Origin of the sequence: uncultured Methanobrevibacter sp., from assembly GCF_947166415.1 — an archaeon.
GTDB lineage: Archaea > Methanobacteriota > Methanobacteria > Methanobacteriales > Methanobacteriaceae > Methanocatella.
This window is the reverse complement of the sequence record NZ_CAMVEE010000003.1, coordinates 43,593-68,818: the sequence shown is the minus strand read 5'-3', so window position 1 is coordinate 68,818 and position 25,226 is coordinate 43,593. Positions and strand designations below refer to the sequence as shown.

The 25,226-nt window shown below is 35.8% G+C and carries 27 protein-coding genes; 19 read left to right on the top strand and 8 right to left on the bottom strand.

The genetic code is table 11. From position 1 onward, the window contains the following. A partial coding sequence (gene thsA / locus Q0W25_RS01190) for a thermosome subunit alpha (protein WP_298517856.1) occupies nt 1–1,289 on the top strand: 1,289 nt, incomplete at its 5' end. 43 nt (nt 1,290–1,332) lie between these two features. Further along, complete coding sequence (locus Q0W25_RS01185; protein WP_298517853.1) at nt 1,333–2,340, top strand: adenosylcobinamide amidohydrolase; 1,008 nt, start codon at nt 1,333–1,335, stop codon at nt 2,338–2,340. Here the strand turns inward: Q0W25_RS01185 and Q0W25_RS01180 are convergent. After that, complete coding sequence (locus Q0W25_RS01180; protein WP_297827191.1) at nt 2,330–2,548, bottom strand: exodeoxyribonuclease VII small subunit; 219 nt, start codon at nt 2,546–2,548, stop codon at nt 2,330–2,332. The two genes, Q0W25_RS01185 and Q0W25_RS01180, sit on opposite strands and share 11 nt — an antisense overlap. After that, a complete protein-coding gene (gene xseA / locus Q0W25_RS01175; RefSeq protein WP_298517850.1) occupies nt 2,548–3,801 on the bottom strand; it encodes an exodeoxyribonuclease VII large subunit in 1,254 nt (417 codons plus the stop codon). The genes Q0W25_RS01180 and xseA overlap by 1 nt, the downstream gene beginning before the upstream one ends. A 206-nt stretch (nt 3,802–4,007) precedes the next feature. Here xseA and Q0W25_RS01170 point away from each other — a divergent pair, with 206 nt between their 5' ends. From Q0W25_RS01170 to pyrE, 3 genes are read left to right on the top strand one after another with little or no spacing between them, the layout of a single operon-like run. Then, nucleotides 4,008–6,650: a PEP/pyruvate-binding domain-containing protein gene (locus Q0W25_RS01170; RefSeq protein ID WP_298517847.1), complete on the top strand. Its 2,643-nt coding sequence runs from the start codon at nt 4,008–4,010 to the stop codon at nt 6,648–6,650. 29 nt (nt 6,651–6,679) lie between these two features. Then, complete coding sequence (locus tag Q0W25_RS01165; protein WP_298517844.1) at nt 6,680–6,910, top strand: PRC-barrel domain-containing protein; 231 nt, start codon at nt 6,680–6,682, stop codon at nt 6,908–6,910. A gap of 8 nt (nt 6,911–6,918) precedes the next feature. Continuing rightward, nucleotides 6,919–7,446, top strand: coding sequence for an orotate phosphoribosyltransferase (gene pyrE / locus Q0W25_RS01160; protein ID WP_298517862.1), 528 nt, complete (start codon nt 6,919–6,921; stop codon nt 7,444–7,446). Between the two features lie 39 nt (nt 7,447–7,485). Here the strand turns inward: pyrE and Q0W25_RS01155 are convergent, their stop codons facing one another. The 4 genes from Q0W25_RS01155 to Q0W25_RS01140 are packed head-to-tail and all read right to left on the bottom strand — an operon-like array spanning nt 7,486 to nt 9,912. Beyond that, entirely contained in the window at nt 7,486–7,992 is a 507-nt protein-coding gene (locus Q0W25_RS01155; RefSeq protein ID WP_298517841.1) for a molybdenum cofactor biosynthesis protein B, read from the bottom strand. 12 nt (nt 7,993–8,004) lie between these two features. Then, nucleotides 8,005–8,316, bottom strand: a complete 312-nt coding sequence (locus Q0W25_RS01150) for a winged helix-turn-helix domain-containing protein (protein ID WP_297827174.1) — start codon at nt 8,314–8,316, stop codon at nt 8,005–8,007. Between the two features lie 4 nt (nt 8,317–8,320). Then, nucleotides 8,321–9,118 (bottom strand): winged helix-turn-helix domain-containing protein, encoded by a 798-nt coding sequence (locus Q0W25_RS01145; protein ID WP_298517837.1) that lies wholly within the window; start codon nt 9,116–9,118, stop codon nt 8,321–8,323. A 5-nt stretch (nt 9,119–9,123) separates the two neighbouring features. Next, the gene (locus tag Q0W25_RS01140) at nt 9,124–9,912 is read right to left on the bottom strand and encodes a winged helix-turn-helix domain-containing protein (protein WP_298517834.1); all 789 of its coding nucleotides are present in this window, start codon (nt 9,910–9,912) and stop codon (nt 9,124–9,126) included. Between the two features lie 217 nt (nt 9,913–10,129). Between Q0W25_RS01140 and Q0W25_RS01135 the strand changes: the two genes are divergently transcribed. Genes Q0W25_RS01135 through Q0W25_RS01125 form a run of 3 tightly spaced genes read left to right on the top strand, consistent with a single transcriptional unit; the run spans nt 10,130 to nt 12,739 of the window. Next, nucleotides 10,130–10,636, top strand: coding sequence for a type II toxin-antitoxin system VapC family toxin (locus Q0W25_RS01135; protein ID WP_298517831.1), 507 nt, complete (start codon nt 10,130–10,132; stop codon nt 10,634–10,636). Continuing rightward, complete coding sequence (locus tag Q0W25_RS01130) at nt 10,633–11,748, top strand: DUF2117 domain-containing protein (RefSeq protein WP_297827162.1); 1,116 nt, start codon at nt 10,633–10,635, stop codon at nt 11,746–11,748. Before Q0W25_RS01135 ends, Q0W25_RS01130 begins: the two co-directional genes overlap by 4 nt. A 16-nt stretch (nt 11,749–11,764) precedes the next feature. Next, on the top strand, nt 11,765–12,739 hold the full coding sequence (locus Q0W25_RS01125; RefSeq protein ID WP_297827159.1) for a methanogenesis marker 2 protein: 975 nt from the start codon (nt 11,765–11,767) through the stop codon (nt 12,737–12,739). A gap of 179 nt (nt 12,740–12,918) precedes the next feature. Here the strand turns inward: Q0W25_RS01125 and Q0W25_RS01120 are convergent, their stop codons facing one another. After that, the gene (locus tag Q0W25_RS01120) at nt 12,919–13,620 is read right to left on the bottom strand and encodes an Ig-like domain-containing protein (protein WP_298517827.1); all 702 of its coding nucleotides are present in this window, start codon (nt 13,618–13,620) and stop codon (nt 12,919–12,921) included. A gap of 228 nt (nt 13,621–13,848) precedes the next feature. Further along, nucleotides 13,849–14,580 carry a thermonuclease family protein gene (locus Q0W25_RS01115; RefSeq protein WP_298517824.1) on the bottom strand — a complete coding sequence of 244 codons (732 nt, stop codon included), beginning with the start codon at nt 14,578–14,580 and terminating at the stop codon, nt 13,849–13,851. A gap of 126 nt (nt 14,581–14,706) precedes the next feature. Here Q0W25_RS01115 and Q0W25_RS01110 point away from each other — a divergent pair, with 126 nt between their 5' ends. The 11 genes from Q0W25_RS01110 to Q0W25_RS01060 all read left to right on the top strand — a co-directional run bounded on the left by Q0W25_RS01110 (nt 14,707) and on the right by Q0W25_RS01060 (nt 25,215). Then, nucleotides 14,707–16,254 carry a methanogenesis marker 3 protein gene (locus Q0W25_RS01110; RefSeq protein WP_298517821.1) on the top strand — a complete coding sequence of 516 codons (1,548 nt, stop codon included), beginning with the start codon at nt 14,707–14,709 and terminating at the stop codon, nt 16,252–16,254. Further along, nucleotides 16,226–16,696 carry a methanogenesis marker 6 protein gene (locus Q0W25_RS01105; RefSeq protein WP_297827099.1) on the top strand — a complete coding sequence of 157 codons (471 nt, stop codon included), beginning with the start codon at nt 16,226–16,228 and terminating at the stop codon, nt 16,694–16,696. The genes Q0W25_RS01110 and Q0W25_RS01105 overlap by 29 nt, the downstream gene beginning before the upstream one ends. 8 nt (nt 16,697–16,704) lie before the next feature. Continuing rightward, nucleotides 16,705–17,160, top strand: a complete 456-nt coding sequence (locus Q0W25_RS01100; RefSeq protein ID WP_298517818.1) for a methanogenesis marker 5 protein — start codon at nt 16,705–16,707, stop codon at nt 17,158–17,160. A gap of 4 nt (nt 17,161–17,164) precedes the next feature. Next, entirely contained in the window at nt 17,165–18,406 is a 1,242-nt protein-coding gene (locus Q0W25_RS01095; RefSeq protein ID WP_298517815.1) for a methanogenesis marker 15 protein, read from the top strand. Between the two features lie 16 nt (nt 18,407–18,422). After that, nucleotides 18,423–18,983, top strand: coding sequence for a methanogenesis marker 17 protein (locus Q0W25_RS01090; RefSeq protein WP_298517812.1), 561 nt, complete (start codon nt 18,423–18,425; stop codon nt 18,981–18,983). A gap of 66 nt (nt 18,984–19,049) precedes the next feature. Further along, a complete protein-coding gene (locus tag Q0W25_RS01085) occupies nt 19,050–19,916 on the top strand; it encodes a radical SAM protein (protein ID WP_297827110.1) in 867 nt (288 codons plus the stop codon). 115 nt (nt 19,917–20,031) lie between these two features. Further along, nucleotides 20,032–20,952, top strand: coding sequence for a manganese-dependent inorganic pyrophosphatase (locus Q0W25_RS01080; RefSeq protein WP_298517808.1), 921 nt, complete (start codon nt 20,032–20,034; stop codon nt 20,950–20,952). Nucleotides 20,953–21,182: 230 nt separating this feature from the next. After that, a complete protein-coding gene (mtnA, locus tag Q0W25_RS01075; RefSeq protein ID WP_298517805.1) occupies nt 21,183–22,112 on the top strand; it encodes an S-methyl-5-thioribose-1-phosphate isomerase in 930 nt (309 codons plus the stop codon). 153 nt (nt 22,113–22,265) lie between these two features. Next, nucleotides 22,266–23,192, top strand: a complete 927-nt coding sequence (locus Q0W25_RS01070; RefSeq protein WP_298517802.1) for a glycosyltransferase family 2 protein — start codon at nt 22,266–22,268, stop codon at nt 23,190–23,192. After that, nucleotides 23,188–23,616 (top strand): GtrA family protein, encoded by a 429-nt coding sequence (locus Q0W25_RS01065; protein ID WP_367269925.1) that lies wholly within the window; start codon nt 23,188–23,190, stop codon nt 23,614–23,616. Before Q0W25_RS01070 ends, Q0W25_RS01065 begins: the two co-directional genes overlap by 5 nt. An 84-nt stretch (nt 23,617–23,700) precedes the next feature. Continuing rightward, complete coding sequence (locus tag Q0W25_RS01060; RefSeq protein ID WP_298517799.1) at nt 23,701–25,215, top strand: DUF2142 domain-containing protein; 1,515 nt, start codon at nt 23,701–23,703, stop codon at nt 25,213–25,215. Nucleotides 25,216–25,226 lie beyond the last annotated feature (11 nt).

Sequence of the window (25,226 nt, the reverse complement as noted above, 5' to 3'; positions counted from 1 at the left end):
AATCAGAAGGATTACTTGACTCAGACATTCACCCAACAATCATAGCTATGGGATATAGAAAAGCAGCTGAAAAAGCACAAGAAATCTTAGACGAAATCGCAATCGATGACATCGATTCCGAAACCTTATTAAAAGTAGCTATGACCGCAATGACTGGTAAAGGAACTGAAGCAGCACGTGAACCATTAGCAAAATTAATCGTTGAAGCTGTTGAAGCAGTCGAAGAAGACGGTGAAGTTGACATCGACAACATCAAAATCGAGAAAAAAGATGGAGCTGTCGTTGAAGAATCCACTTTAGTCGAAGGTGTAATCGTAGACAAAGAAAGAGTACACCCAGGCATGCCATCTGAAATCAAAGATGCAAAAATTGCATTAGTCAACACTCCATTAGAAGTAAAAGAAACTGAAATGGACGCTGAAATCACAATCACTGACCCTGCTCAAATGCAAGCTTTCATTGAACAAGAAGAAAAAATGGTCAAAGACATGGTTGACAAAATTGTTGATGCTGGTGCAAACGTATTATTCGCACAAAAAGGTATTGACGACTTAGCACAACACTACTTATCCAAAGCTGGCGTTTTAGCAGTAAGAAGAGTCAAAAAATCAGACATCGAAAAATTATCCAGAGCAACCGGCGCTAACGTCATCACCAACTTAGATGACTTAACCGCAGAAGACTTAGGTGTTGCTGGAACTGTCGAAGAAAGAAAAATCTCCGGCGAAGAAATGATCTTCGTAGAAGAATGCAGCGGAGCTAAATCCGTAACCTTATTCGTAAGAGGCAGTACCAAACACATCGTAGCTGAAATCGTAAGAGCTATCGAAGACGCAATCGGTGTAGTAGCAGCTACCGTAGAAGACGACAAAGTTGTTGCTGGTGGAGGAGCTCCTGAAATCGCAATGGCTAAAAAACTCAAAGACTACGCAGAATCCATTTCTGGCAGAGAACAATTAGCTGTAAATGCATTTGCAGAAGCTTTAGAAATCGTACCAAAAACCTTAGCTGAAAACGCAGGTTTAGACAGCATCGATTCCTTAGTAGACTTAAGAGCAGCTCAAGAAGATTCTCACTACATGGGATTAGATGTATTCACTGGTGAAGTAGCAGACATGAAAGAAGCTGGTGTAATTGAACCTAAACGTGTCAAAAAACAAGCTATCCAATCTGCATCTGAAGCAGCTGAAATGATTTTAAGAATCGATGATGTAATTGCATCAACCAGAGGCCCTGAAGACATGGGTATGGACCCTTCCGCAATGGGCGGAATGCCTCCAATGATGTAAGTTTAAAGAAATTTTTATAATTTCTTTTCTTTTTTTTATTTTTATGAATTCTAATAGACTTTTTTTCATAACATCATCTAAAGATGAACTGTATTATTTAAATGACACTATTTTTGTTAAGTTCAACGTTAAACGTAATGGAATTTCCACATCCAAGCTAAACGGCGGATTCTCTTCCAGTATTAATTATGTTTTCAATCATCATTTATCACAGGAAAACATCGATTATTTGGTTGATCATGACTTGGAAACCTATCTGATTCAAAAGTGCAAATCATTGAATGTAGATTCCTCTTATTCGACCGGTTTGGTAACATTGGCTGAGATGAATCATGTAAGCATAGTAACAGAATCATTTAAAAATCTGGATGTCACTGCAATTACGACTGCTGGCGTCAGAACCAATGCGGCAAGGGCAGGCGATCCGGCTGCATATTATGAAGAAAAGGGTCATTTTGGCACAATCAACACAATAATTTTAATCAATGCTAATCTGGGCTATGAAACATTGCTTGAAGCGTTCATGACAGCAACTGAAGCTAAAACTGTTGCCTTAGATGATTTAAAGATTCCTTCACAGTATTCAAACGGATATGCAACAGGTACAGGAACCGATGGGCTTTGCATATTTTCCAATATTGAATCTGACAATGTCCTTACAAATGCGGGAAAGCATTCAAAATTAGGCGAATTAATCGGAAAATGCGTAGCGCAATCAGTTAAAAAGGCAGTAAAAAAACAGGTTTGGTTAAGTCCAAAATCACAGTCAAACGCTTTGGTAAGATTAAACCGTTACTCTTTAGATATCAATGAGTTTTATGATAATTTGGATTGTGATAAAGAGGAATTCATTAAGCTTTTACAAAAGGATATGAAAAAACAGGATAATGTGGCCATTACAACATCCGTTCTGAATTTAATCGATGAAATCGATTTGGATTTGATTGAAAAGGATGCTGCTTTAACGCTGGCCAATGAAATAATTGATGATTGCAATAGTTATCCAATAAAGATGTTACTTGAGTATTGGATCAGCCATTTCATTCATTAACATTGAAGTCTACAAGTTCACCATTGTCCTGAACGATTTTAGCAATTGCTTCTTCAGCATTGTTTAATTTGGTATTGCATACTTTAACTAATTGCATAGCTTTTGTAAATTCATCAATGGCATCATCCAATGGGACATCCCCATTTTCCAATTTGTTCACGATTTCTTCTAATTTTTCCAGACTTTCTTCAAAACTTAAGTTTTCCATTATATCACCTTTGTGTTTACTGTTCCATCATCAAATTCAATGTCCAACTGGTCTCCGCTTTTGACATCCTTTGCACTTGAGACAACTTTATCATCAACTTTAGCTATAGAGTAACCTCTCTTCAATGTCAAAAGGGGATTCAATATTTTCAATTTATCGGTATTTCTTAAAAATATTTCCCGTTTGGCTCTTATTACCTCATCGGGGTTTTTCAAAATAGATTTCGATTCGGTTTTAATCAATCTGTTTCTGTTTTGTGAAATTATGTTTTTGGATGCATAGTTTAGTTTTCCTATTACATTGTCCAGATGCATCTGCTTTATTTCATAAATTGATTCGGGGCTTTTCAAGACCTGTTTTTTGGAGATGTTGTCGATTTTTAGTCTATTCTCCTTTAATTTGTCATTAATGTTTTTGTTTATCCTCAGATTCAATTGATTGAGTTTGTATTTGACGTCTTTTATGTCGGGCACTGCAATCTCTGCCGCTGCTGTCGGTGTTGCCGCCCTTTTATCAGCCACATAATCGGATATTGTAACGTCAATCTCATGGCCTACAGCACTTATGACAGGTATTTTGCAGGAATAGATTTCGCGCGCAACGATTTCCTCATTGAATGGCCACAGGTCTTCTATGCTTCCCCCACCTCTTCCGACAATCAAAGTATCTATATCATATTGCTGTGCATTCTTAATTTGGCGCACGATTTGTGGAGCAGCCATATCTCCTTGAACGAGTGTTGAAAACACTAAAACTTCACAGTACGGGTATCTTCTTTTGATTGTTGTAATGATGTCCCTTATTGCGGCACCGGTTCGTGCTGTTACAACCCCAATTCTTTTGGGGTATTTTGGAATTTCTTTTTTGTGAGCATCATCAAATAATCCTTCCTTATCAAGCTTTTTCTTTAGTTGCTCAAAGGCGATATGCAAGTTCCCAATTCCATCTTCAGTAATTCTTGAGGCTTGCAGCTGGTATTTTCCACCCACTTCATAAACTTCAATTTTACCTTTGACAATAACTTTCATGCCGTTTTCCGGTTCGAATTTGAGGTTATGCTTTCTGCCCTTAAACATTACAGCGGAAAGCTGTGATTTTTCATCCTTCAGGGTAAAATAACTATGCCCAGTAGGGGAAACACTATAATTGGATATTTCACCCTTTACGTAAACAATTCGCAAATTGGGGTCCCGCTTTAACATTTTGTTAAGGTAGGCGTTTATTTGGGATACTGTATAAGTCTCGTTTTCCATATTAACTCCTTGAAATCAATATTGTTACTATGTTGTTTTTATTTAATACAATTTTTCATTTTCAAGTTTATCTTTGCCGATTGGCCATTCGGAAGTCATTTTGCCGACAAATTAAATAATATTCAATATTTTTATATAGTTTATTGAATATAATTCAAATTGACAATAAATTTTTACTAAAAACTGAACATTATGGAGTTTTTTTAATGGCGGCTTTCGAAAGAGTGAAATCAGGAATCGATGAGTTGGATGAAACATTGGATAATATTCGTTTAGGCGATAATGTGGTATGGCAGGTTTCCAATCTAAAGGAATTCTCTTATTTTGTAAATCCCTATGTAAAACAGGCTTTGGAAGATGAAAGGAATTTGATTTATATTAATTTCGGCCAGCATGAACCCTTAATAGATATGGATGATGAGGATTTCGAAAAACTGGAAGCTGAAAGGAACAATCCTGACAATGAATTTGCAATGATTGAAAAGAACGGAATCAAGATTTATAATGTGGATCCTATGGAACAATTTGAGTCATTCACATTGGAAGTTCACAATATAATTACAAAAGAGGGCTTTGATGCATTCTATGTGTTTGATTGCCTTTCCGATTTGCAGGCCGCATGGGCAACCGATTTGATGATGGGGAACTTTTTTAGGGTAACATGCCCATATCTTTTCATTCTTGATACTGTTGCATTTTTCCCGGTCATCCGTGGTAAACATTCCTTTGAATCCATTGCAAAAATAAGGGAAACAACCCAACTGTTTTTGGATGTGTATTCAGATAAGAACGACGTTTATGTCCATCCTCTGAAAGTCTGGAACAGATATTCACAAACAATGTTTTTAGGCCATAAATACAATCCCGAAACTGGTGAAGTCACAACCCTGACAGACGGCATGGAGGTTTCCAAATTTTACCAGGTCATCAATTCAGAATCAATCAAGAATAATGAGCAGAATACCGACAGCTGGGAGAGATTCTTCACGGCAACGGAGCTTTTACATCAAAATGGGGTTGACGTATCCGATAGGTGCGAGCAGATGTGCAGCATGATGATGGCAAAAGATGAGCAGGTAATGGATAAAATCAAGAAATATTTCGATTATGAGGATTATATCAGCGTTTACAATCGTTTGGTTGGGAGCGGAATGATTGGAGGTAAAGCCTGTGGTATGCTTTTGGCCCGTAAAATCATTGAAAAGGAAAGGCCGGACTTATATGTAAACTTTGAGCCTGACGATTCGTTTTACATAGGTTCCGACCTGTTTTATACATATATAGTTTCAAATGACTTGTGGAATATCCGTGTAAAGCAGAGAACCAAAGAGGGGTACTATGAAGCGGGTCAGGAGTTGGAGGAAGGACTTAAGAATGGAATATTCCCGGATGATATCAAAAATGAATTCAGGCGCGTTCTTGATTACTTCGGCCAAAGTCCAATCATCGTTCGTTCCAGTAGTCTTTTGGAGGACGGTTTTGGAAATGCATTTGCCGGAAAATATGAATCTGTGTTCTGCGTTAACCAGGGGTCCTTGGAAGACCGTCTGAAAGCTTTTGAAGAGGCCGTAAAAACAGTTTATGCAAGTACCATGAACATTTCAGCACTAGAATACCGTAGCATAAACGATTTGGATGATATGGATGAACAGATGGGTTTATTAGTTCAAAGGGTTTCGGGATCCTATTTTGCAGACTATTTCTTCCCTACAATTGCAGGTGTCGGATTCTCATATTCCCTTTACTCTCCACAATCTGATGGAGGTCGAAATGACGGTATGCTTAGGCTTGTAATGGGACTGGGTACGAAGGCGGTTGACAGAACCCAAAACGATTATCCAAGAATCATCAATTTGGATAGACCTCATGCAATTGAACATCCGAATGTAGCCGAAAGGCACAAGTATTCTCAGCATTATCTTGATGTTTTGGACCTTAAGGAAGTTTCACTGCATGAAATTCCTGTCGATGAAGGTTTGGAAGTGCTTCCAAGATATGCAAAGCGTACAGTAATAGAACATGACACAGATGCAGAGATGAGATTCAGGGAAAGAGGCCAAAGAAGAGAAATAGTGTTTGTGAATTGCCGAGGAATCGTCAACAATGATAAGTTTATCAATATGATGAAAGAGTTGCTCAAGACTCTTGAGGATGCCTATGATTATCCTGTTGACATAGAATATACTGTCAACATTGGTGAAAACGGTTCGTTTGTTGTAAATCTCCTGCAGTGCAGGCCGCTTCAGATTTCAACCACAAAAGAAATCATAGAAATACCTGAAGATGCTGGTGAAACATATTTCCACATCAAACGTGCTTCAATGGGCCGTTCCAGAAAGGAAAAATTTGAGACATTGGTTTATGTTGATTCACACAAATACTATGAGTATCCTTATGCTAAAAAAAGCTTGATTGCAAGGATAATCGGTGAAATCAATGCCTACTGCAAGAACAGTGAAAGGACATCCATGCTGATTGTTCCGGGGAGGATAGGTACTTCCTCACCTGAATTGGGCATTCCTGTTGTTTTTGCTGAAATCAGCCAGTTTAAAGCTATTCTTGAGGAGTCATACAGTAAGGTGGGTTATGTGCCTGAATTGTCATATGGAAGCCACATGTTCCAGGATTTGGTTGAAGCAGATATCTATTATGGAGCAATTTTTGAAAATGATAAATGTTTGGCGTTTAATAAGGACCTTATTAAAGAATACCCCAACAAATTGTTTGAAATAAATCCTGAGTTGGATGATGAGATTTATGATATGATTCATGTGGTGGATTTCGAAGATGCCAATCTTGAATTTTACCATGATATGGTGAACGATGAAAGTAAATGTTTTTTAAATTGAAGATACAAAAGTTAGATTAGGTGTTTTTTATGAGAATTAAAGATGAATTATTTGGTAAAGAAGTTCTCGATGCGGAAGTTAAAATCGTTGGTAAAGTTTCAGATGCGGTTTTCGATAAGGAAACATTTGAACTGACAGATATTGTAATCAAAAAGTCAGGATTTTCCGAACAGATTAAAGCTAGCGAAAACGTTATCCCGATGGAGCTTGTAAAAGTAATCGGAGATAAGATTTTGCTTAAAGGTGACGAAGATATCTAATGATTAATATGGTTACAAAAGAGTATTTGATTGATTTATTGAAGGAAAATGAAGTTTTTCTTGAAGGGGATTTCACTTTATCATCAGGTAAAAAGAGCAATTATTACATTAACATGAAAAAGGCTATTACAGAACCTGAAATATTGTCCACAATTTCAAAGCTAATCACTGAAAAAATTAAGGACGATGAAATCGATAAAGTTGCAGGACCTGCTCTAGGTGCTGTTCCAATAGCCACTGCTGTTTCTCTTGAATCAAAACTTCCATTATTAATGATCCGTAAGGAAAAGAAAGGCTATGGTACTTCAAAGCTCATTGAAGGTGAACTTTTAGAAGGCGATGATGTCATTGTTGTTGAGGACGTTTCCACAACAGGAGGATCACTTTTAAAAGCAATCAAAGCCATTCAGGATAATGGTGGTAATGTAAAAAGAGCATTTGTTGTCGTTGACAGGCAAGAGGGAGCTATTGAGGAATTCCAAAAAGAAGGAATTAAATTAGAACCTTTAATATGCGTAAACGAATTTTTTGAATAAAAAAAAATAAAATGATGAAAGTTAATTTCATCATAACTTCTATTTTTTGACATGATGAACAATATGGGGTAGTTCATCAATGATTATGCTAAATGCGGTCTTAACAGCATTTGGTGAGCCGGGCATTGAAAATATGATTACTTTTTTATAGATTCCTGCAGTTGCTCTTGACAATAATGCTGCAGCACCGATTTCTTCATAAGATTTGGCTCTAAATATTTCACCAAATCCGCCTAATTTCTTATCGAAAAGTGATTCTACAGTTTCAACAGTAATGTCCCGGGTATCTAAACCTGTTCCTCCTGTTGTCATTATCACATCAACATCATCCAATACCATTTCTTCAATTGCATTGATTAAATCATCCTTTTCATCAGGTATTAATTGCCTGGATTTTAATGTATATCTCTTTTCTATTTCGCTAGCCATATATTGGCCTGATAAATCAGCTTTTTTTGATTTCCGACTGTCACTTAATGTAATAATTCCACAGTTAATATCTGATGATGATTCACTTCGATGTTGTTGTGCTGTTTCACTTTTCATTATTTTCCCCTTTTACCTATTGTTGATATGCTCCTTTATTTGTTCATATTCCTTTAAATTTTTTTTCAATTTTTTTGTAGGATAATATAGACTGCCATATTCTATTTCTCCTCTTGATATAAAATGAGACTTTGAAATTAATTGAATATGGTATTTAATGGTTTTATAGTTCAATCCTAACTTTTTTGATAGTTGATTGATATTATATGGACGTTCAAGAAGCTGATCAATTATCCTTATTGTGGTTTCACCCCCTTTTCGACCTAAAATCAAGTTCATCAATTCTCTGTTCTCTTTCACAGATTTATCATTGTTGTCTTCCATTAAACTACTCCTCATAGTAATTAATTAATTTCAATGCCCATTTGCAAGCATCTTCGGTTTTTCCAATCAATATCTGAGAGTCATCGTAATGTCCATCCTTGAAAAACAATGTAAGGGACATAAAGTCTTTTGAATATGTCAAAAAGAGTTTTAAGTTCTTTTCGATAGGAATTATTTTCACTTTTTCATTCTCAAGAAGCGATTTTTCAAATAGTTCGTTGGTTCTAATTGAATTCAGGATGTCCATGCTCAATATCAGCTCCAATTTCTTCAATGTATTTTTTTCCAAAAGCTCTATGATATGTTTCAGATGATTTTCAGAGTATATCGGAAGAATTATTTTCAATTCTGATGATTCACAAATTAATTTAACATATCTGTTGAATGCATTTGACAGGTCGCTTGTAGTTGAGTGGATGTATTCGGCATCCTTTAGAAGAAACATGTTCTTTAAAAGTTCATCAGGGATGTCTTCAAGTTCATGGCTGTTCCAGAATTTGGTGTCATTATTTATGGAATGCCAGTTTTCAATTAATTTGACCATATTTGTGGCAAGAAGAAAGCCGTTTGATGTTAAGTGGTATTCCTTTTGAAATTTCCTAATGAGATTTTTGTTTTCAAGTTCCTTTAGCCCATGCAATATTGTCGCTGAAGGCTTATTCAATGCGGTCCTTAGCTCTTTAAGCTCTTTTGGACTTTCAAACATTGTCAGTATTAATCTGGATCTCATGGTTGATGTCAAGATATATTTTATTTCATTAAATTCCTTGTTTAACTCTTGTTTTGTCTCTGGATTTGTCATTTTTATCACATGTTTTGTTTTATTGTTTCAAAGAGGTTTCGAGCCCATTTTTGTGATTTTTCATTGGCTGAAATAAGAAGCCTGTTCTGGTCGAAGCTGTTGTCGTTTTTGAAAAGCCCCAAACTCATCGCATCATCACAGATTGTCAGATATAATCTCAAATCATTTTTCACAGCATAAATCCTGAAGTTTCCTTCCTTTGAAGCGTTTTTCCTTGTTTGGCCATCTATTCCATGAATGATTTCTTTGGACATGCTTTTTGGAACAACTATTTCAACGCTTCCTTCCCTTTTCAAAATGTTCTCGATTAGTTGAGGATATTCTGGATGGAGATATGGGAAAATCGCTTTCAGGTTTTGGGTTTCCAGGATATGTCCTTTGATGGTGTTGTGGGTTTTGTAGATGTCTAGAGGGGTTGTTTCAATTAAAGTTGAATCTTTCAGGTCTGTAATGTTCTGTATTGAATTGATGCTGAGCTGCTCAATGTCGTGCTTATCCCAAAAGTCATTGTAATCATTGATTAAATCGATGCTCCTTTTGAATTCCATCAGATTTTTGAAGCATATTTCGCTTAATGGGTTGATGCAGTACTTATTCTTGCTTTTGGTTATGTGGTTGTGCTCTTCGAGTTTGCTCAGGTTGCTTGAAATGGAACTGTATGTGATGTTTGTAATTTTTACAAGTTCTTTAACTGATTTCGGTTTTTTCTGCAATTCGCTTAAAATTTTTAGTCGAATTTCTGATTTTGCAAGAAATTTTATATCATTATCTAAACTATATTGATTTATAATCATTTTTTACCTCCATTATGTTTAATTCATGAATGATTTAATATCTTTTTCATAAATTTATTTGCAATATTTGATATAAAAATTAAAATTTAAATATATTTTTCAAAGTTCAGTAAAATTTAAACCAAATTTAAGCCATGTTTTTTCCAAATTTTTACCCAATTGTACTCTTGAAATAATATTGATAAGTTTTATTAATTTATAAAAGAAAAATATAATCATGGAATTTTTTTATGTATTGGATGCATCAGCTTTTATTAATGGATTTCAATTGGATTCCGACAATAACTATACCGTTCCTGAGATTACAGAAGAAATCAAGGACTTTCAGTCACGTTTAAAGTTTGATACTGCAATTGAAGCGGGAAGATTGGTCATCCAGGATGTTTTGCCTGAATGCATTGAAGCGGTAGACGAGATTATCTCCAATTCTGGCGATGTCTTGAGATTGTCGAATCATGATAAGAAACTGATTTCCCTTGCATATATGATGTTTAGTGAGGGAAAGAACGTAAAGGTCATAAGTGATGATTATACTATTCAAAATACTCTAAAAATCATGGGAATTCCATATTCAGGAATCATAACTGAAGGAATCAAAGGGGTTTACAATTGGAAAAAGGTATGCGAAGGCTGCAAAAGGGAATATGACGAGGATTATCCTTTTGACGATTGTGAAATTTGTGGGTCTCGGATATTCAAAAAAAGGATTAAGGTGACCAGATGAGGATAGGTGTTGTTGTCCACGGCCCAAACATAATCGATTCGGGCTATGCATTGGAACTGATTGATTTGCTTTCAAACTATGGTGAAGTCAAGGCAAGGCTTGGTGGGACAATGGGCAGAACTGCCGTAATCGATGCCAGTCTGGAGGGCATTATTGATATAAGCAGAAAACTGGTTCCAAGTGATTCCCTAAAGATATTCCATGATGATAATGTGGATGTGATTTTCTTACTTAATTATGGAAAATCCGATGTTACAGGTCAGGTTTTCGGCTATAAGGTTTACAATCATTATGTTGAAAAAATAAAAGAGAATGTAATTCCTGTCATTCAAATTGAAAGGCCGGGTGAAGATGACGGAAGCATCATACCTTGGAACAATGATTTGGATATTGTTAGGGGGTTATCCCATAAGTTGGATTTGGCTGTTGTAACTCCCGAAGATGTTTATGATAATCATATAAGGCAGGATAATGCTGGTGTAAACCAAAGAATTGTCCACGGGGTTAGCCCTGGTGAAAATATCATGGTCAACAGCGTTGTCATTGGTAAGACAACTTCAGATAAGCTCACATTAATAGCAAAGGACAATCATATAGTTGATATTGTCGGTGGGGAGCTTAAGGAACATGGTCTTGAAAAGCTTGGGGAGGTTGATTTGGAATCTGCCATTATAAAGACAGGCCTTTTAAGGCATGCAAAAGTAACTCCAAGAGTCATTTCCAAAGACAAGCCTGATGAATTTAAAATAACATTTTTAGACCATGCCGGTGAAGATGTATATAAATTCAGGAATTCTTCAGCCGTAATCACTGTCGGGGATGATACGACATTGATTTCTTCTGACATTCTGTACAGATTTGATATACCAGTAATTGGAATAACCGATGGAGATTTAGACAAGGTTGTGGAAGATGGATTTAAGGTTAAGAATTCCATCATCTTCGAAGTTGAAAGTGGTTTTGATGACATCATCGGTCAAGATATTAAAAGGATTATCTTTGGGGACAAACAGGAATCTGCGGATTATTCAAGCATTGATGAAGTTAAGGACATAATCATTGAAATAATAAATAATATTAATTGCAAATACAAAATTAACTATATAAAATAATTGGGAAGTGTAATCTTTGGATTTTAAAAATCTCGTTCGTGAAATTCAAGAATTTAAAGGAGTGTCACGTAAAAGCTCAATAGATAATGTAATATCTCTATTAAAGGACTCATATAATGTTTCAGGAGATGTTGTAATTGACATTGGGGATGACGCTTCAGCTATTGACATAGGAAATAATCAGGTAATTCTTCTTGCCGCTGACGGAATATGGGGGGACATAATGAATGTAAACCCTTACTGGGCAGGATACTGTTCAGTTCTCGTGAATGTAAATGATATTGCAGCAATGGGTGGAAAACCTTTAGCAATGGTCAATATAATGTCAATAAGCAATGATGAGATTTATGAAGACCTGTTAAATGGAATCAAAGACGGCTGCTTGAAGTTCGGTGTTCCAATGGTTGGAGGACACCTGCACCCTGACGGTGATGTGGACTCATTAGGAGTGGCCATTGTCGGGATTGCTCAAAAAGATAAGATTATAACCAGCTTTGGTGCTGAAGTTGGTGACAAGGTAATTGTAGCTATCGATTTGGACGGCAAACCTCATGAAATGTTCAGCCTAAACTGGGATACCACTTATGACAAGGATGCTCAACTGGTAAGGGATCAGATTACCGCAGTCCAGTATCTTGCAGAACAGGGCTATATCAAATCCGGAAAGGACATTTCAAATCCTGGAATTTTGGGAACATTGGAAATGCTTCTGGAAACTTCCCGTAAAGGTGCTGTTGTTGACCTGGAGAAAATTCCAAGAAATGAAAGCGTTGAATGGGTTGATTGGCTCAGGTCATATCCAGGTTCAGGTTTTGTTTTCACAGCATCCGAAGATTACTGCGAATACATTAAAGAGTACCTCTCAAGATATTCAATCGAAGCGGCAATTGTTGGTGAAGTAACAGATTCCAATTCTCTTTTCCTGAACTATAAAGATGAGCAGGCTGAAGTATTCAATCAAGAAAAGAATCCTGTTTTTATTTTTAGATGAGTTAAAAACTCATTTTTTTTTAATTTTTATCTTAATTAGTGATGTTGATATTTTTTGAATAATTTAATATGCTTATAAAAAAAGATATTTGAAACGTTTATGTGAAAGATTTATAAAAAATAGGGAGGAAAACAAGTTAAATTTAATTAACTTGTTTTATTGTATTAAATATGACCGTACTAGTAGTCCCATTGTGGATTACCGTATTCATCTGTGTTTGGGTGTTCATAGAGTTCTCTGAGAATGTAAATTTCATTTCCATCCATGTCTCCACCGTGTATAATACCGAAGTCATCGTAGTAAACTCCTAATACTTCATCATAGTATAAGTTTGCTACATATTGATGGGTTGGATCTTCTTGTGATTGGGTGGAATCTGTATTTCCATTGCTGGAACCGGAAGATGAAGTTACATTATTGTATAATACAGTGTTTGCTGTTGAGTTTGCATCACTTTGCACTACTGTATTTTGGTTTTGAGATGAGGAATCTTCAATAATTGTTAAAGTTTGTTTAGCAGTACATCCATTGTATTTGCTGCTTCCGTTGTAGTTAAGTGTTATTTCGTAACTTCCTGCATTTTCACCGGATAGTACTAAGTGTCCGCGGCCTTGTGCATCAGTGTTGATGGCATATTTTTCAGTAACGCCGTTTGTTACATATGAGATTTTCACGGTTTCTCCTGCAATAACGTTGCCAGAGAAATCTTTGAGTTCAAATTCTACTGTTTGTCCGTTTGTTAATTTGTCTCCACTTAAAAAATTAAGTTGGGTGTTAATTTTTCCATCTTCAGTTGTTGTTTGTGGGTGGGATAATACAAATCCTCCAACTGCAGCAACGAGGATTACGCATAATATTGCAATGATAATATTTTTGTTCATGATAGTCACCATTTTCATTTGATGTTGGACGTGTTTTAGACACGAACACTTCAAGTCCAATTAATTGTATAAACAAAGCAGTATATAAAGATTTTCGAATGTAAGTGCTCACTTACATTGTTAAATACCTAAAAAAGAGTTAATATTTCTTAATTTTAAAAAATAATTTGAATAAATAATTTATTCAAAAATTAATTCATTATTCATTGAGAATTATAAAATTAAAAGTCATGGATTGCAGACTTTACATGGCTGATAGCCCTGGCTTATTGCAGCATCTCTGCTGTCAAAATAGACTCTGTTGTGTTCGGCTGTCTTTTGACCCCATTTGCATGTTGATTCATGGAATTTGCCGGAGTTTGAGTTGCCGATATAACTTCCGGAGTCACTGGAACTTGAATCTGAATTGGTATGGGTGATTGTATTTAGTGAATTCGGAATATGTGTTGAGCTATCTGCCCAATTATATGGATAAAATTCACTTGGAGGTATGTACATCACTTCTGCAAGACCTTCTTTTAAAAGCATCTCATTCACGCTTTTTCCATCAACGATAACGACAGCCAATGTGCGCCCATACTTGTCGTTGTGCTTGGCATTGTCGATATCCAGGCCCACTTCCTTATTCAGGCATAATTTTCGAACGAAATTTTTTGATGCGATATAACCTTCTACGCCACGTTCTGGAGTGTTGACCCCTACGAAACGTACTTTTTTGCCGTTGTCCAAATAGATGGTATCTCCATCAACGACTTCTGTACATACGCCTGTTTCCTCCACTTTACAGTCGGTATCGGAGTATTTATTTAAGATATCTGAAGCAGACAGATCATAATATTTTGAACTGGGAACGTTATGTGTAAATCCTGTTCCAGTATATGCACTTGCAACAGAAATTGCTCCGAGTGCAATAATTGAAATTATCAATAAAGAAATGATGTGTCTTTTACTAATTTTCATGATTTTTACTCCTTATGATATTGTTATAATTATGTGGTTATAATCTTTTCTAAAATCAAATAAATAATTTTAATATATAATAAGGTTATAAATATATAATATTAAAAATTCTTATTAGGAGATTGTATGTTAATTAAAATTAATGGAGAAGAAATGGATGTAGCAGATGCTTCTACAATTCAAGACGTAATTGATGAAACAAATGCTCCCTATACTCCTGGTAGTATTGTTTGTTTAATTAAAGGTAAAAAAGAGCTTGAAAAGAATATTAACAAGTATAAAATTAAAACAACAAAAGGGTCTATAATCATCCAATTGAACGAATCCGAGGAAGCAAAGCCTTTGGTTGATGTTTGGAAAAGTCAATACGAGGATTTTGTCGATTTGGATATAAGATGGTCCACTCCTACTGAAGTGGCGATTGGTCCTATTGTGACTGATTTGGAACCGACTTCTGAAGAACATAAATATTATGAAGGGGATGTTGTTTTAAGCTTGTCCAGTTTTAGTAATGAGTCCACTCACTTGATAATGCTTAAGGAAAACACCACTAATGTTTACAGTGTGCCTCCTTATAATAAGGGTATTTTCGCACGTGTTATTGGTGGTAGGAAAACTCTGAATGGTTTGACTGATGATGATAAGGTTATCGGCATCGAACCAATCATTGAGAGAAGCACAACAACCGACAGCGCTTCAGTATCCGATTTAAGCACAGTCCTTGAGGAAGGAAATGAATTGTTCACTTACATCTCTTTTGAGATTGATGAGGAATCACCAGTTTGTGTTGAACATTTGTTTTCAATCATTAAAGACGGCAGAATCAAAGTTTCTTATGACAGCGAATCATTCATAGGTTTTTATGAGTTGGAAGGCTTGGAAAAACCTAAAGAACACTCAACCAAAAGGTCTAGAGGAACAATGACCGTAAGAAATGAGGGCAAAGGTGTAGGTAAACTCTTTATTTATCGTGAAAGCAGGGTATTGACTCCAAACCATACTACTGTGGGTAGAATTGTAAACGGTATGGAAATTATTGATATTGCAAAAGAAAATGATTTCATTACCGTCAAGTCAGAACAGCAAAGATTGATGTTGTTAAGCAAAACTCAAAAGGAAGCTACAGAGATTTTATCTGCAGTTGGTGTTGAACATCTTATTGATGGTCTTGTTGATGATGATGCAATAATCGTAGAGCAAAATCCGAAACATACAATTGATATCCTAAAAGAAGGAAGTGTAATCACTAAATCCGTTAAAAAAGAGGATGTTTGTTCAGTCAAGTTTGTTGATGATGCACCTAGGTCTGTCAGGTACTTTAAATTGTTATCTGGACTTTTAGAAAATCCAGTAGGTCAGATTAAAGTTCACTTTTCAGTACCGGGAATGCACATTCTTATTTTTGAAGGGGATAAGAAAGCCGCAAAAGGTTTGATTCCTGAAAATAACCCTGTTGAAAAAGTTATAAGGGGTCAAATAGGTATTACTAATATGGCTTCAAAAAGTGCTGGTTTAATCGGTATCAGGTTTGAGGATAATTCTGAATTCGGACCGACAGCGGAAGCTTTTGAAGCAACAAACATTATTGGAGAGGTTACCTCTGATTATGAATATCTTGAGAATTTAAAAGAAGGAGTTGTGGTATATGTCACAGAATCTAACAATGAGTCCTGATTTGGGTAAAGAAGATTGGGATCCTGATGTAATTACACGTATGATATTTATTGGGCCTGGAGCTCATGTAAGTGAACAAGAAATTGTAAGCGAGTTCCATATGTTAGGTTTACCTCTTACAATTAAGAATACCTGCTATGGGTCTATGATTAGCGGTAAAAGTGAACATGTTTACAAGGCTATTGAAGAAATTAGAAAGCTTGACCCTAATCACATTTTCACTAAGGAAAGGGGCTTTGCTCCAGGTGACCCTAGAAGATGCAGGGGCCATAGATTTGGTCCAAGGGAAGGTTTCCATCAAATGGAAAAAGAATACAGAATACTTGGTTTTGTTTCAGAAGCTTTGGAAAATCCTAAAGATGTTACTGTGGAAGAGAAAAAACCGGTTAAAGTTGACGATTTTAAAAAAATTATGGATGAATGTTTAGAAAATAGGGAATAGGTGAAAATATGGTTAAAATAGCTCTTTATCCTCCAAATTCTTTAATATTAGCAGATTTACTTGAAAGAAGGGGTCATACTCCTTTAGTTTTACAAAAACAAATTAGGCAAAAAATCAAAGATCCGGAGATTGATTCTCCTCCGATGAACATCACGGAAGAAGATCCGATTAAAGGACTTAAATACGCAGCTATTGAAGTCCCTTCAGGAGTTCGTGGAAGAATGTCAATTATCGGACCGCTTATAGATGAGGCAGAAGCGGCAATTGTTGTTGACAATGCTCCTTATGGATTCGGATGTATCGGTTGTGCAAGAACCAATGAATTGTCAATTTTCTTATTGAGAAATAAAGACATTCCGGTTTTAGAACTCACATATCCTACTAATCAAGATGAAACTTATGTCATGGTGAATAAGATCAACGAGTTTGTTGATTCACTTGAACAAACTGCTGGGGAGGAATAATAGTATGGTAAAAATTGCTTTAGTTTCATGCGGAACAGAATATAGTGGAATTCAAAAGGAAATTGAAAAAGCAGCTAATAAATTCGGTGCTGAAATTGTTCTTCCTGAAATTGATTTAGATTACATTGATGAGTCTTATGAGAAATTTGGATTTTCAGCTCAAAGTTCAAGTTTAAAATTAATGATTGCAAGAGCTATGGCTATTGTCGAAGGCAGGTCCAAACCTGACGCAGTATTTATTGCAACCTGTTTCAGATGTGCGGAAGCGGCATTGGTCAGAAATGAAGTAAGAAGATTTATTCAAAATAACACACGTATTCCTGTAGTTACATATTCATTCACTGAAAGAACAAAAGCGGATGAATTGTTTATCCGTATGGAAGCGTTAGCTACTACTGTAACTCGTAGAAGCATTCTTGCTCGTGAAAAACAAGAAGGACTTACTCTTGGACTTGACTCAGGTTCAACCACTACAAAAGCAGTGCTCATGGAAAACAACAAGGTTATTGGAACCGGTTGGACTGCTACAAAAGACATTATCGAATCAGCAAAAACCGCTGCTGCCGAAGCATTTGAGGGAACAGGCTATGATTGGGATGATGTCGACGGTATTGGAACTACCGGTTACGGTAGATTTACAATGGGTCAGGAATTTGGAGCAGAACTTATCCAAGAAGAGTTGTCAGTTAACGCAAAAGGTGCTGTATACTTAGCTGATTGTCAAAAAGGAGAAGCCACAGTATTGGATATTGGTGGTATGGACAACAAGGTAATTACAGTAAACAACGGTATTCCTGATAACTTCACTATGGGTGGTATCTGTGCAGGTGCATCCGGAAGATTCCTGGATATGACATCCCGTAGGTTGGATGTTGACATTACTGAATTAGGTCCACTAGCCGTACAGGGTGACTGGAGAAAAGCAATGTTGAATTCATACTGTATTGTATTCGGTATTCAGGACCTTGTTACAACACTCGCAGCAGGAGGTTCCAAAGCGGATGTTGCTGCAGCGGCATGTCACTCAGTATCAGAACAAGTTTATGAGCAACAACTTCAGGAAATTGACATTCGTGAACCATTGATTCAAGTAGGTGGAACAAGTTTAATTTCAGGTCTTGTTGAAGCTGTGAGCGAAACATTAGGTGGAATTGAAGTCATTGTTCCTGAATATTCACAACATATCGGTGCTGTAGGAGCAGCACTTTTAGTATCCGGAATGGGACACAGACAGGACAACAAATAGATAAAGGGTTGGTTTAATGTTAGTTGAATGCTATGATGAAAGAGGCGCAGAAGTTTATGAAATCATCATTAAACAGATATTTCAGGATTTGGTTCTTGGAACTTCTGTAGATGATTTGAAAGCTTATGTAAATCCTGACGATCCCGTGTTTGTCTTAGCCATTAAAATGAAAAAGACTTCCAATGCAATTGCATTTGGAGACGTAGCTAACTTCATTTATGATAAAGCAGACGACGTTACAAGAATCATTATTGACAACGAAAATTATCTTCCAAACATTCTAAAAAGGCTTTGGAGACTGTTTTCAAGAGAGGAGATTTATCAACCAAACAGATATCAACTTGAGATTAAAGGTAATCACAGGGATTTAGAAACATTGATTGTTGATGATCCTCAATCTAATTTGCAACGTAGAATCTATGATGCAGTCTTTAGGATTTTGCCTGAAGGCTTTAAAATCATTAAAGATTTGTCTACAGAAGACATCATCGCTGTTGTAGCTACTGATGAGTTAATTAAGGATGCATGGATTGAAAAAGCTCATGAATTTATTGATGAGTTAAACAATGGAAAATAGAAAGATTTATATATTTGTTCGTATTAATACAAATTAACACGAGTTATATTATGGAGAAGTGGTATTATGGCTGAGCATAAAGGTTCAAGATTTGCACATATAACTAGAGCACATCCATGTTTTAATGAAAAAATGCATGATAAAGTAGGAAGAGCACATGTACCAGTAGCACCTAAATGTAATATCTTTTGTAACTTCTGTACAAGAGATATAAATAATGAGGAAGACAGACCTGGTGTTACAAGTTGTATAATGAAACCTGATGATGCTATCACTCATATTAATGATGTTACTGCCGATGGTCCAATTGCTGTTGTTGGAGTTGCGGGACCAGGAGACTCTTTAGCGAATGAAGAGACTTTTGAGTTTTTTGAAAAATTAGCAGCTGAACAACCTGATTTAATCAAATGCATGAGTACCAACGGGCTTTTACTTCCAAAATATGCTGATAGGCTTGCAGAACTTGGAGTAAATTCCGTTACTGTAACAATCAACGCGGTTGATCCGGAAATTGCTGAGAAGGTATATTCTTTCATTAAATATGATGGAAAGGTATACAAAGGTCGCGAAGCAGTTGAAATTTTGATTAAGAATCAATTGGAAGGTGTTGAAAAAGCAGCCGCCAATGGATTGGTAGTTAAAGTCAATTCCGTTCTAATTCCTGGAGTTAACGACAAACATATTGTTGACATTGCCCATGAAGTGGAAAAACGTGGAGCAGCTTTGATGAATGTATTGCCTTTGATTCCATTAGGAAAAATGAAAGACCTGCAAAGACCTGACTGTTCCATGATGGAAAGCGTCAGAGAACAAGTTGAAGAAATAATTCCAGTATTTAGAGCATGCACTCAATGCAGAGCGGATGCTTACGGAATACCTGGTAAAAAAAGCGAAGATCATCATTTAGGAATGACTCCACAAAGTCATTACTAAATTCTATTTTTTTATTCTCATTTAAATTAATCATCTATAGTAATATTAAATATGGATGAACAAGATAAATTAATAATTGACTATTGATTTTATAATTTATAGAGGAAACGATATTATGGTTAAAACTTATGTTTTTGGACATAAAAGTCCTGATACTGACTCAATTACTTCAAGTTTAGTAATGACAAATTTAGAAAAAGAATTAGGTAATGCTGATGCTGAAGCTTATAGATTAGGAAATTTAAACAAAGAAACAGAATTTGTTTTGGATTATTTGGGTATTGAAGCTCCTGAACTTTTGAAAAGTGTGGAAGATGGGGCAAATGTTATTTTGGTAGACCACAATTCTCCTGCAGAATCAGTCGATAATCTGGAAAATGCAAACATTTTAAAAGTTGTTGACCACCACAAGCTTGCATTGGAAACTTCATATCCTTTATTTTTAAGATTTGAACCTGTCGGTTGCAGTGAAACTATTTTATGCAAGTTATATGAAGAAAATGGTGTTGAAATCTCAAAAGAGATTGCAACTTTAATGGTATCTGCAATCATATCCGACACATTGCTTTTAAAATCTCCAACAACTACTGATGATGACAGGTTAGCTGTTGAAAAACTTGCCGAAATAGCTGAAATCGATGCTGAAGAGTATGGTTTGGAAATGCTTAAGGCAGGAACTGATTTAAGCAGTTTTACAATTGATGAAATTTTAGCTCTTGATGCAAAACAAATTGATTTCAAAGACGTTAAATCAATTGTAAATCAGGTCAATACTGCAGACATCAGTGATGTCATGGCAATGAAAGACGAATTGGAAGAAGGTATGGAAAAGATAATTGAAAATGAAAATCTTGATTTGTTCATGCTTCTAATCACTGACATCGTCAACAGCAACTCCCAGGTCATTGCTTTAGGTAAGGATGCAAGTCTTGTCGAAAAGGCATATGGTGTTGAATTGGTTGACAACACAGTATTGCTTGAGGGTGTAGTGTCACGTAAAAAACAAGTAGTTCCAATCATGACAGAAAGTGCGTAATTTTAAGGTATTCTTAAATTACATAATTGGTATTACTCATATAAAGATTTATAAAGTAGTTTAGTAAAAATATATTTATAGATGTATTTTAGTACATCTCTAATCAATCCGTTTTGGATATTATTAGGCAGAGAGCATAATTAAAAAAATTGTCTTAAATGGCTTAGAAACTAACACTTAATTATGCTTTCCACTATTTTTTTAAGATTTTTTTTATAAGGTGTTTAACTATGAGGACACTTGAATGGGAAGATAATAGATTAAAACTTATTGATCAGACTAAACTTCCTGATGAATTGAATTATGTTTATTGTGATAATTATCAGGATGTTATTGTAGCTATTCGAGACATGATTGTTCGTGGAGCGCCAGCTATTGGAGTTGCGGCTGCATTTGGAATGGCTCTTGCTGATATTGAAGATGTAGATTTAGATAAAGCGGCTGAAGAAATAAAGGCTGCAAGACCAACTGCCGTAAACTTGTTTTGGGCTGTTGATAGAGTTTTGGATAGTGAAAATCCTCTGGAAGAAGCTTTAAAAATGTATGAAGAGGATAGAGCAACCAACAGAGCTATTGGAAAATATGGTGCTGAAGTAATTGATGAGGGAGATACCATTTTAACTCATTGCAATGCGGGGGCTTTGGCATGCGTAGATTATGGAACAGCACTGGGTGTTATAAGGGCAGCACATGAACAGGGAAAAGGCATTAACGTAATCTGTGATGAAACCCGTCCGCGAGGTCAAGGTGCCAGTTTAAGCGTATGGGAAATGCAGCAAGAGAATATTCCTGTCAAGTTGATTCCTGATGTGGCTTCTGGATTTTTGATGTCACAGGGAAAAATAGATAAGGTTGTAATCGGTGCAGATAGGATAGCTAAAGGTGGTGTTGTAAATAAGGTAGGTTCATTTATGGTTGCGCTTGCCGCAAAGTATCATGACATACCGTTTTATGTGGCCGCTCCTTACTCAACTTTCGACAATGAAATCTCAATATTCGACACTGTCATTGAAGAAAGAGACGGTGATGAAGTAAGATACTATGGAGGAGCCAGAATATGTCCTGAAGGCACTGAAGTAATCAATCCTGCTTTTGATATAACTCCTAAGGAATTAATTACTGGAATCATCACTGAAAAAGGAATTATTGACCCTATTTAGGCAATAATTTTTCTTTTTATTTTTTTTTCTCATTTTGAAATGATTATTATAAATATAAGAAAAAATAAATAATTTATTACATTACAATAAGAATGTCTGTATGAAGTGAGTAATGTTAATTCTTATTCTAAATAGTTAATTGAGTTGAATTTAATGAAAACCGTGGTCATAATTCCATGCTATAATGAATCTGCCACTATAGAGAAAGTGGTTAAAGATTTCAGGGAAACATTGCCTCATGCTGATGTTTATGTTTATGATAACAATTCAACAGATGGAACTGATGAAATTGCCAGAAATGCCGGAGCTATCGTTAAATATGAATATAAGCAGGGAAAGGGTAATGTAGTCAGGGCTATGTTTCGTGATATTAAAGCAGATTGTTATATTATGGTTGACGGTGATGATACATATCCTGTCGAAAGTGTGATGGAATTTGAAGAGCTTATTTTGTCCGGAAAGGCCGACATGGTTATTGGTGATAGGTTATCTTCAACCTATTTTGAGGAAAATGACAGGCGTTTCCATAACACAGGAAATAAGCTTGTTAGGAAATTCATCAATCTATTCTTCAAAAGCGATTTGCATGACATTATGACTGGAATGAGGGCTTTCAGCTATGATTTTGTAAAGTCATTCCCAATTTCATCCAACGAGTTTGAAATTGAAACTGAAATGAGCGTTTTCGCTTTAATGAATAATTTCAACATAGTCGAAATCCCAATACAATATCGTGACCGTATTGAAGGAAGCGAATCAAAATTGAACACTTACAGTGATGGATTTAAAGTAATTATGATGATTTTTGCTTTAATTCGTGATAAAAGACCTCTTTTATTCTTCTCATTGCTTTCTTTTGTACTTTTGATAATTGCGGGAATACACTTTTTCCCAATTTTGATCAAGTTTATCTATACAGGTTATGTAGTTAAGATTCCAACTTTAATTGCAATTTCCACAGTGGTCATCGTTGCTGCCATAACATTCTTTACAGGTGTAGTTTTGCATGTGCTTAAAAGGCAGCATGCTGAAAATTTACAGCATCACTTAATTTTATTAAATGAATTGAAAGAGGATTAAATTGATTGATAAATTGTTCAGAGACCCCACAGACGATATTTTCCTTCAATTGTTTAGATATATCTTTGTAGGTGGGACTGCATTTGTTGTGGATTTCTTTTTCTTGTATTTCTTCAGCGATATCTGCGGAATTTATTATTTGATTTCAGCAGTATTGTCATTCATAATATCCGTTCTGGTTAATTATCTCATGAGCACTAAATGGGTATTCAATCAGGACAACATTCAAAATAAGGTTTTGGAATTTAATTTATTCATTTTAATCAGTACAATAGGTCTGGGATTCACGGAAATTCTATTGTACTTCTTTACTGACATTGTTGGACTGTATTACTTGATTTCAAAAGTAATCGCCGCAATCATAGTATTGTTTTGGAACTTCTTAGCAAGAAGGGTCATGTTTTATGGAAAAGATTTTATTTAGGGGTTTAAAATGTCAAATATTTCGGAGAATTTGGTAAATTTTAAAGATAATCTATTAGCCTCTAAAAAATATTGGTTAATATATTTGGTTTTTATTCTGGTCACATGGTTTTCAACCGTGTACGGCTATGATGTAATGCACATGAAGTTTCAAATATTGGTGCTTCTGTTTGTTGCATTGCTTGGAGTATTTTGTATTGTTTATTATTTTATGCATAGCAGTGATGATGAATTACATAAGGTTGCATTTGTAACGATTCTGGCATTTGGTTTGATTTGCTGTTTGGCAGTGCCGATTTGTCATCATGTTGATGAACTGGAACACCTTACCCGTGCAGAAATAACCTCTGAGGGAGCCATTTTCCCTGATTGGATTGGTGATGAGAAGGGTATAGACAGATTGTATAACGCTTCCAGCGGTGAAAGAAGCAAACTCATGAATAATGGAGTTGGATTTAACACTATTGGAAGCATGTACTTTTATGAGAAAAACAGGACATTGACAGTTTTCCAAACGGACCATGATACTGATAAGATAAATCAGTCTGTTTACATGAGGGGTTCAGCATTTGAACAGAATCCGTTCTACGGTTACTTGCCTCAGGGCATAGGAATTTTCATTGCCAAGCTATTGGATTTGAATGTAATATGGATTTTATGGCTAGGAAGAATTTTCAATATGATATTCTATGCGGGTGTTGTTTCACTTGCAGTAAAAAAGGCTTCTTGCCTGAAGATTCCGATTATAGCAATTGCGTGCATTCCCGTGGCGCTGTATCAGTCAGCATCAGTAAGCATTGATCCGATGATATTTGCTTTAGGATTACTTGCCATCGCTTACTTCATGTACATGTACAAATCAGATGAAAAGTCCCTTGACAATAAGTATGTGGCGATTTATTCTGTCATCTGTTTGTTATTGGGCCTTTGTAAGCTGCCTTATCTGGCATTCATATTCCTATTGCTGTTAGTTCCTAAAAGGAATTTCAAAAGGTATAATGTTTTAGTTATATTGCTAGGCATCCTTGCAGTTGCAGCCATTGGAGTCCTGTGGAGCAGATATTCAACTCCGGCATTAATGCATTCCTGGAGATCTTCACTGAATTATGTGGATTCAGCAAAACAGCTGGATTTCCTATTGCACAATCCGTCACAGATATTGGTATTCTTAAAACACACGCTCACAACCGGGCCTTGGGACATGCTAAGCGAATTGTTCAATTTCGATTATTGGACTCCTGAAAGCTTTGTGAGATTCAGATTTATCAATGTTCTATTGGCGATATTTCTGGCAATTGTATTGCTTGTATATCCAAGCGATTTCAAATTTGACTTGAAAGCCAAATTAGGTGCATTGGCTGTTTTCATAATAGTTTACTTAGGAACATTCTTTGTGCAATTATTGACTTGGGCTAATGTTGGAAACATGATGGTTGAAGTGCATATGAGATATTTCATTCCATTGCTTGCATTGATTCCGATTATTGTCCAGTTAAGAAAAAATCCATTTGAAAAAGAGATGTTCGATAAATATGTGATGGTCTTTGCAGTTGGCTTTGCAGCTACATTGGTTCTTGCAATATTTACAAGATTTTATTAGTCCTTAATGGA

Bases quoted from the DNA above. Each gene is read 5' to 3' on its own strand.
- Q0W25_RS01185 (WP_298517853.1), top strand. From the start codon at position 1,333: ATGAATTCTAATAGACTTTTTTTCATAACATCATCTAAAGATGAACTG.
- Q0W25_RS01180 (WP_297827191.1), bottom strand. From the start codon at position 2,548: ATGGAAAACTTAAGTTTTGAAGAAAGTCTGGAAAAATTAGAAGAAATC.
- xseA (WP_298517850.1), bottom strand. From the start codon at position 3,801: ATGGAAAACGAGACTTATACAGTATCCCAAATAAACGCCTACCTTAAC.
- Q0W25_RS01170 (WP_298517847.1), top strand. From the start codon at position 4,008: ATGGCGGCTTTCGAAAGAGTGAAATCAGGAATCGATGAGTTGGATGAA.
- Q0W25_RS01165 (WP_298517844.1), top strand. From the start codon at position 6,680: ATGAGAATTAAAGATGAATTATTTGGTAAAGAAGTTCTCGATGCGGAA.
- pyrE (WP_298517862.1), top strand. From the start codon at position 6,919: ATGGTTACAAAAGAGTATTTGATTGATTTATTGAAGGAAAATGAAGTT.
- Q0W25_RS01155 (WP_298517841.1), bottom strand. From the start codon at position 7,992: ATGAAAAGTGAAACAGCACAACAACATCGAAGTGAATCATCATCAGAT.
- Q0W25_RS01150 (WP_297827174.1), bottom strand. From the start codon at position 8,316: ATGGAAGACAACAATGATAAATCTGTGAAAGAGAACAGAGAATTGATG.
- Q0W25_RS01145 (WP_298517837.1), bottom strand. From the start codon at position 9,118: ATGACAAATCCAGAGACAAAACAAGAGTTAAACAAGGAATTTAATGAA.
- Q0W25_RS01140 (WP_298517834.1), bottom strand. From the start codon at position 9,912: ATGATTATAAATCAATATAGTTTAGATAATGATATAAAATTTCTTGCA.
- Q0W25_RS01135 (WP_298517831.1), top strand. From the start codon at position 10,130: ATGGAATTTTTTTATGTATTGGATGCATCAGCTTTTATTAATGGATTT.
- Q0W25_RS01130 (WP_297827162.1), top strand. From the start codon at position 10,633: ATGAGGATAGGTGTTGTTGTCCACGGCCCAAACATAATCGATTCGGGC.
- Q0W25_RS01120 (WP_298517827.1), bottom strand. From the start codon at position 13,620: ATGAACAAAAATATTATCATTGCAATATTATGCGTAATCCTCGTTGCT.
- Q0W25_RS01115 (WP_298517824.1), bottom strand. From the start codon at position 14,580: ATGAAAATTAGTAAAAGACACATCATTTCTTTATTGATAATTTCAATT.
- Q0W25_RS01110 (WP_298517821.1), top strand. From the start codon at position 14,707: ATGTTAATTAAAATTAATGGAGAAGAAATGGATGTAGCAGATGCTTCT.
- Q0W25_RS01105 (WP_297827099.1), top strand. From the start codon at position 16,226: ATGTCACAGAATCTAACAATGAGTCCTGATTTGGGTAAAGAAGATTGG.
- Q0W25_RS01100 (WP_298517818.1), top strand. From the start codon at position 16,705: ATGGTTAAAATAGCTCTTTATCCTCCAAATTCTTTAATATTAGCAGAT.
- Q0W25_RS01095 (WP_298517815.1), top strand. From the start codon at position 17,165: ATGGTAAAAATTGCTTTAGTTTCATGCGGAACAGAATATAGTGGAATT.
- Q0W25_RS01090 (WP_298517812.1), top strand. From the start codon at position 18,423: ATGTTAGTTGAATGCTATGATGAAAGAGGCGCAGAAGTTTATGAAATC.
- Q0W25_RS01085 (WP_297827110.1), top strand. From the start codon at position 19,050: ATGGCTGAGCATAAAGGTTCAAGATTTGCACATATAACTAGAGCACAT.
- Q0W25_RS01080 (WP_298517808.1), top strand. From the start codon at position 20,032: ATGGTTAAAACTTATGTTTTTGGACATAAAAGTCCTGATACTGACTCA.
- mtnA (WP_298517805.1), top strand. From the start codon at position 21,183: ATGAGGACACTTGAATGGGAAGATAATAGATTAAAACTTATTGATCAG.
- Q0W25_RS01070 (WP_298517802.1), top strand. From the start codon at position 22,266: ATGAAAACCGTGGTCATAATTCCATGCTATAATGAATCTGCCACTATA.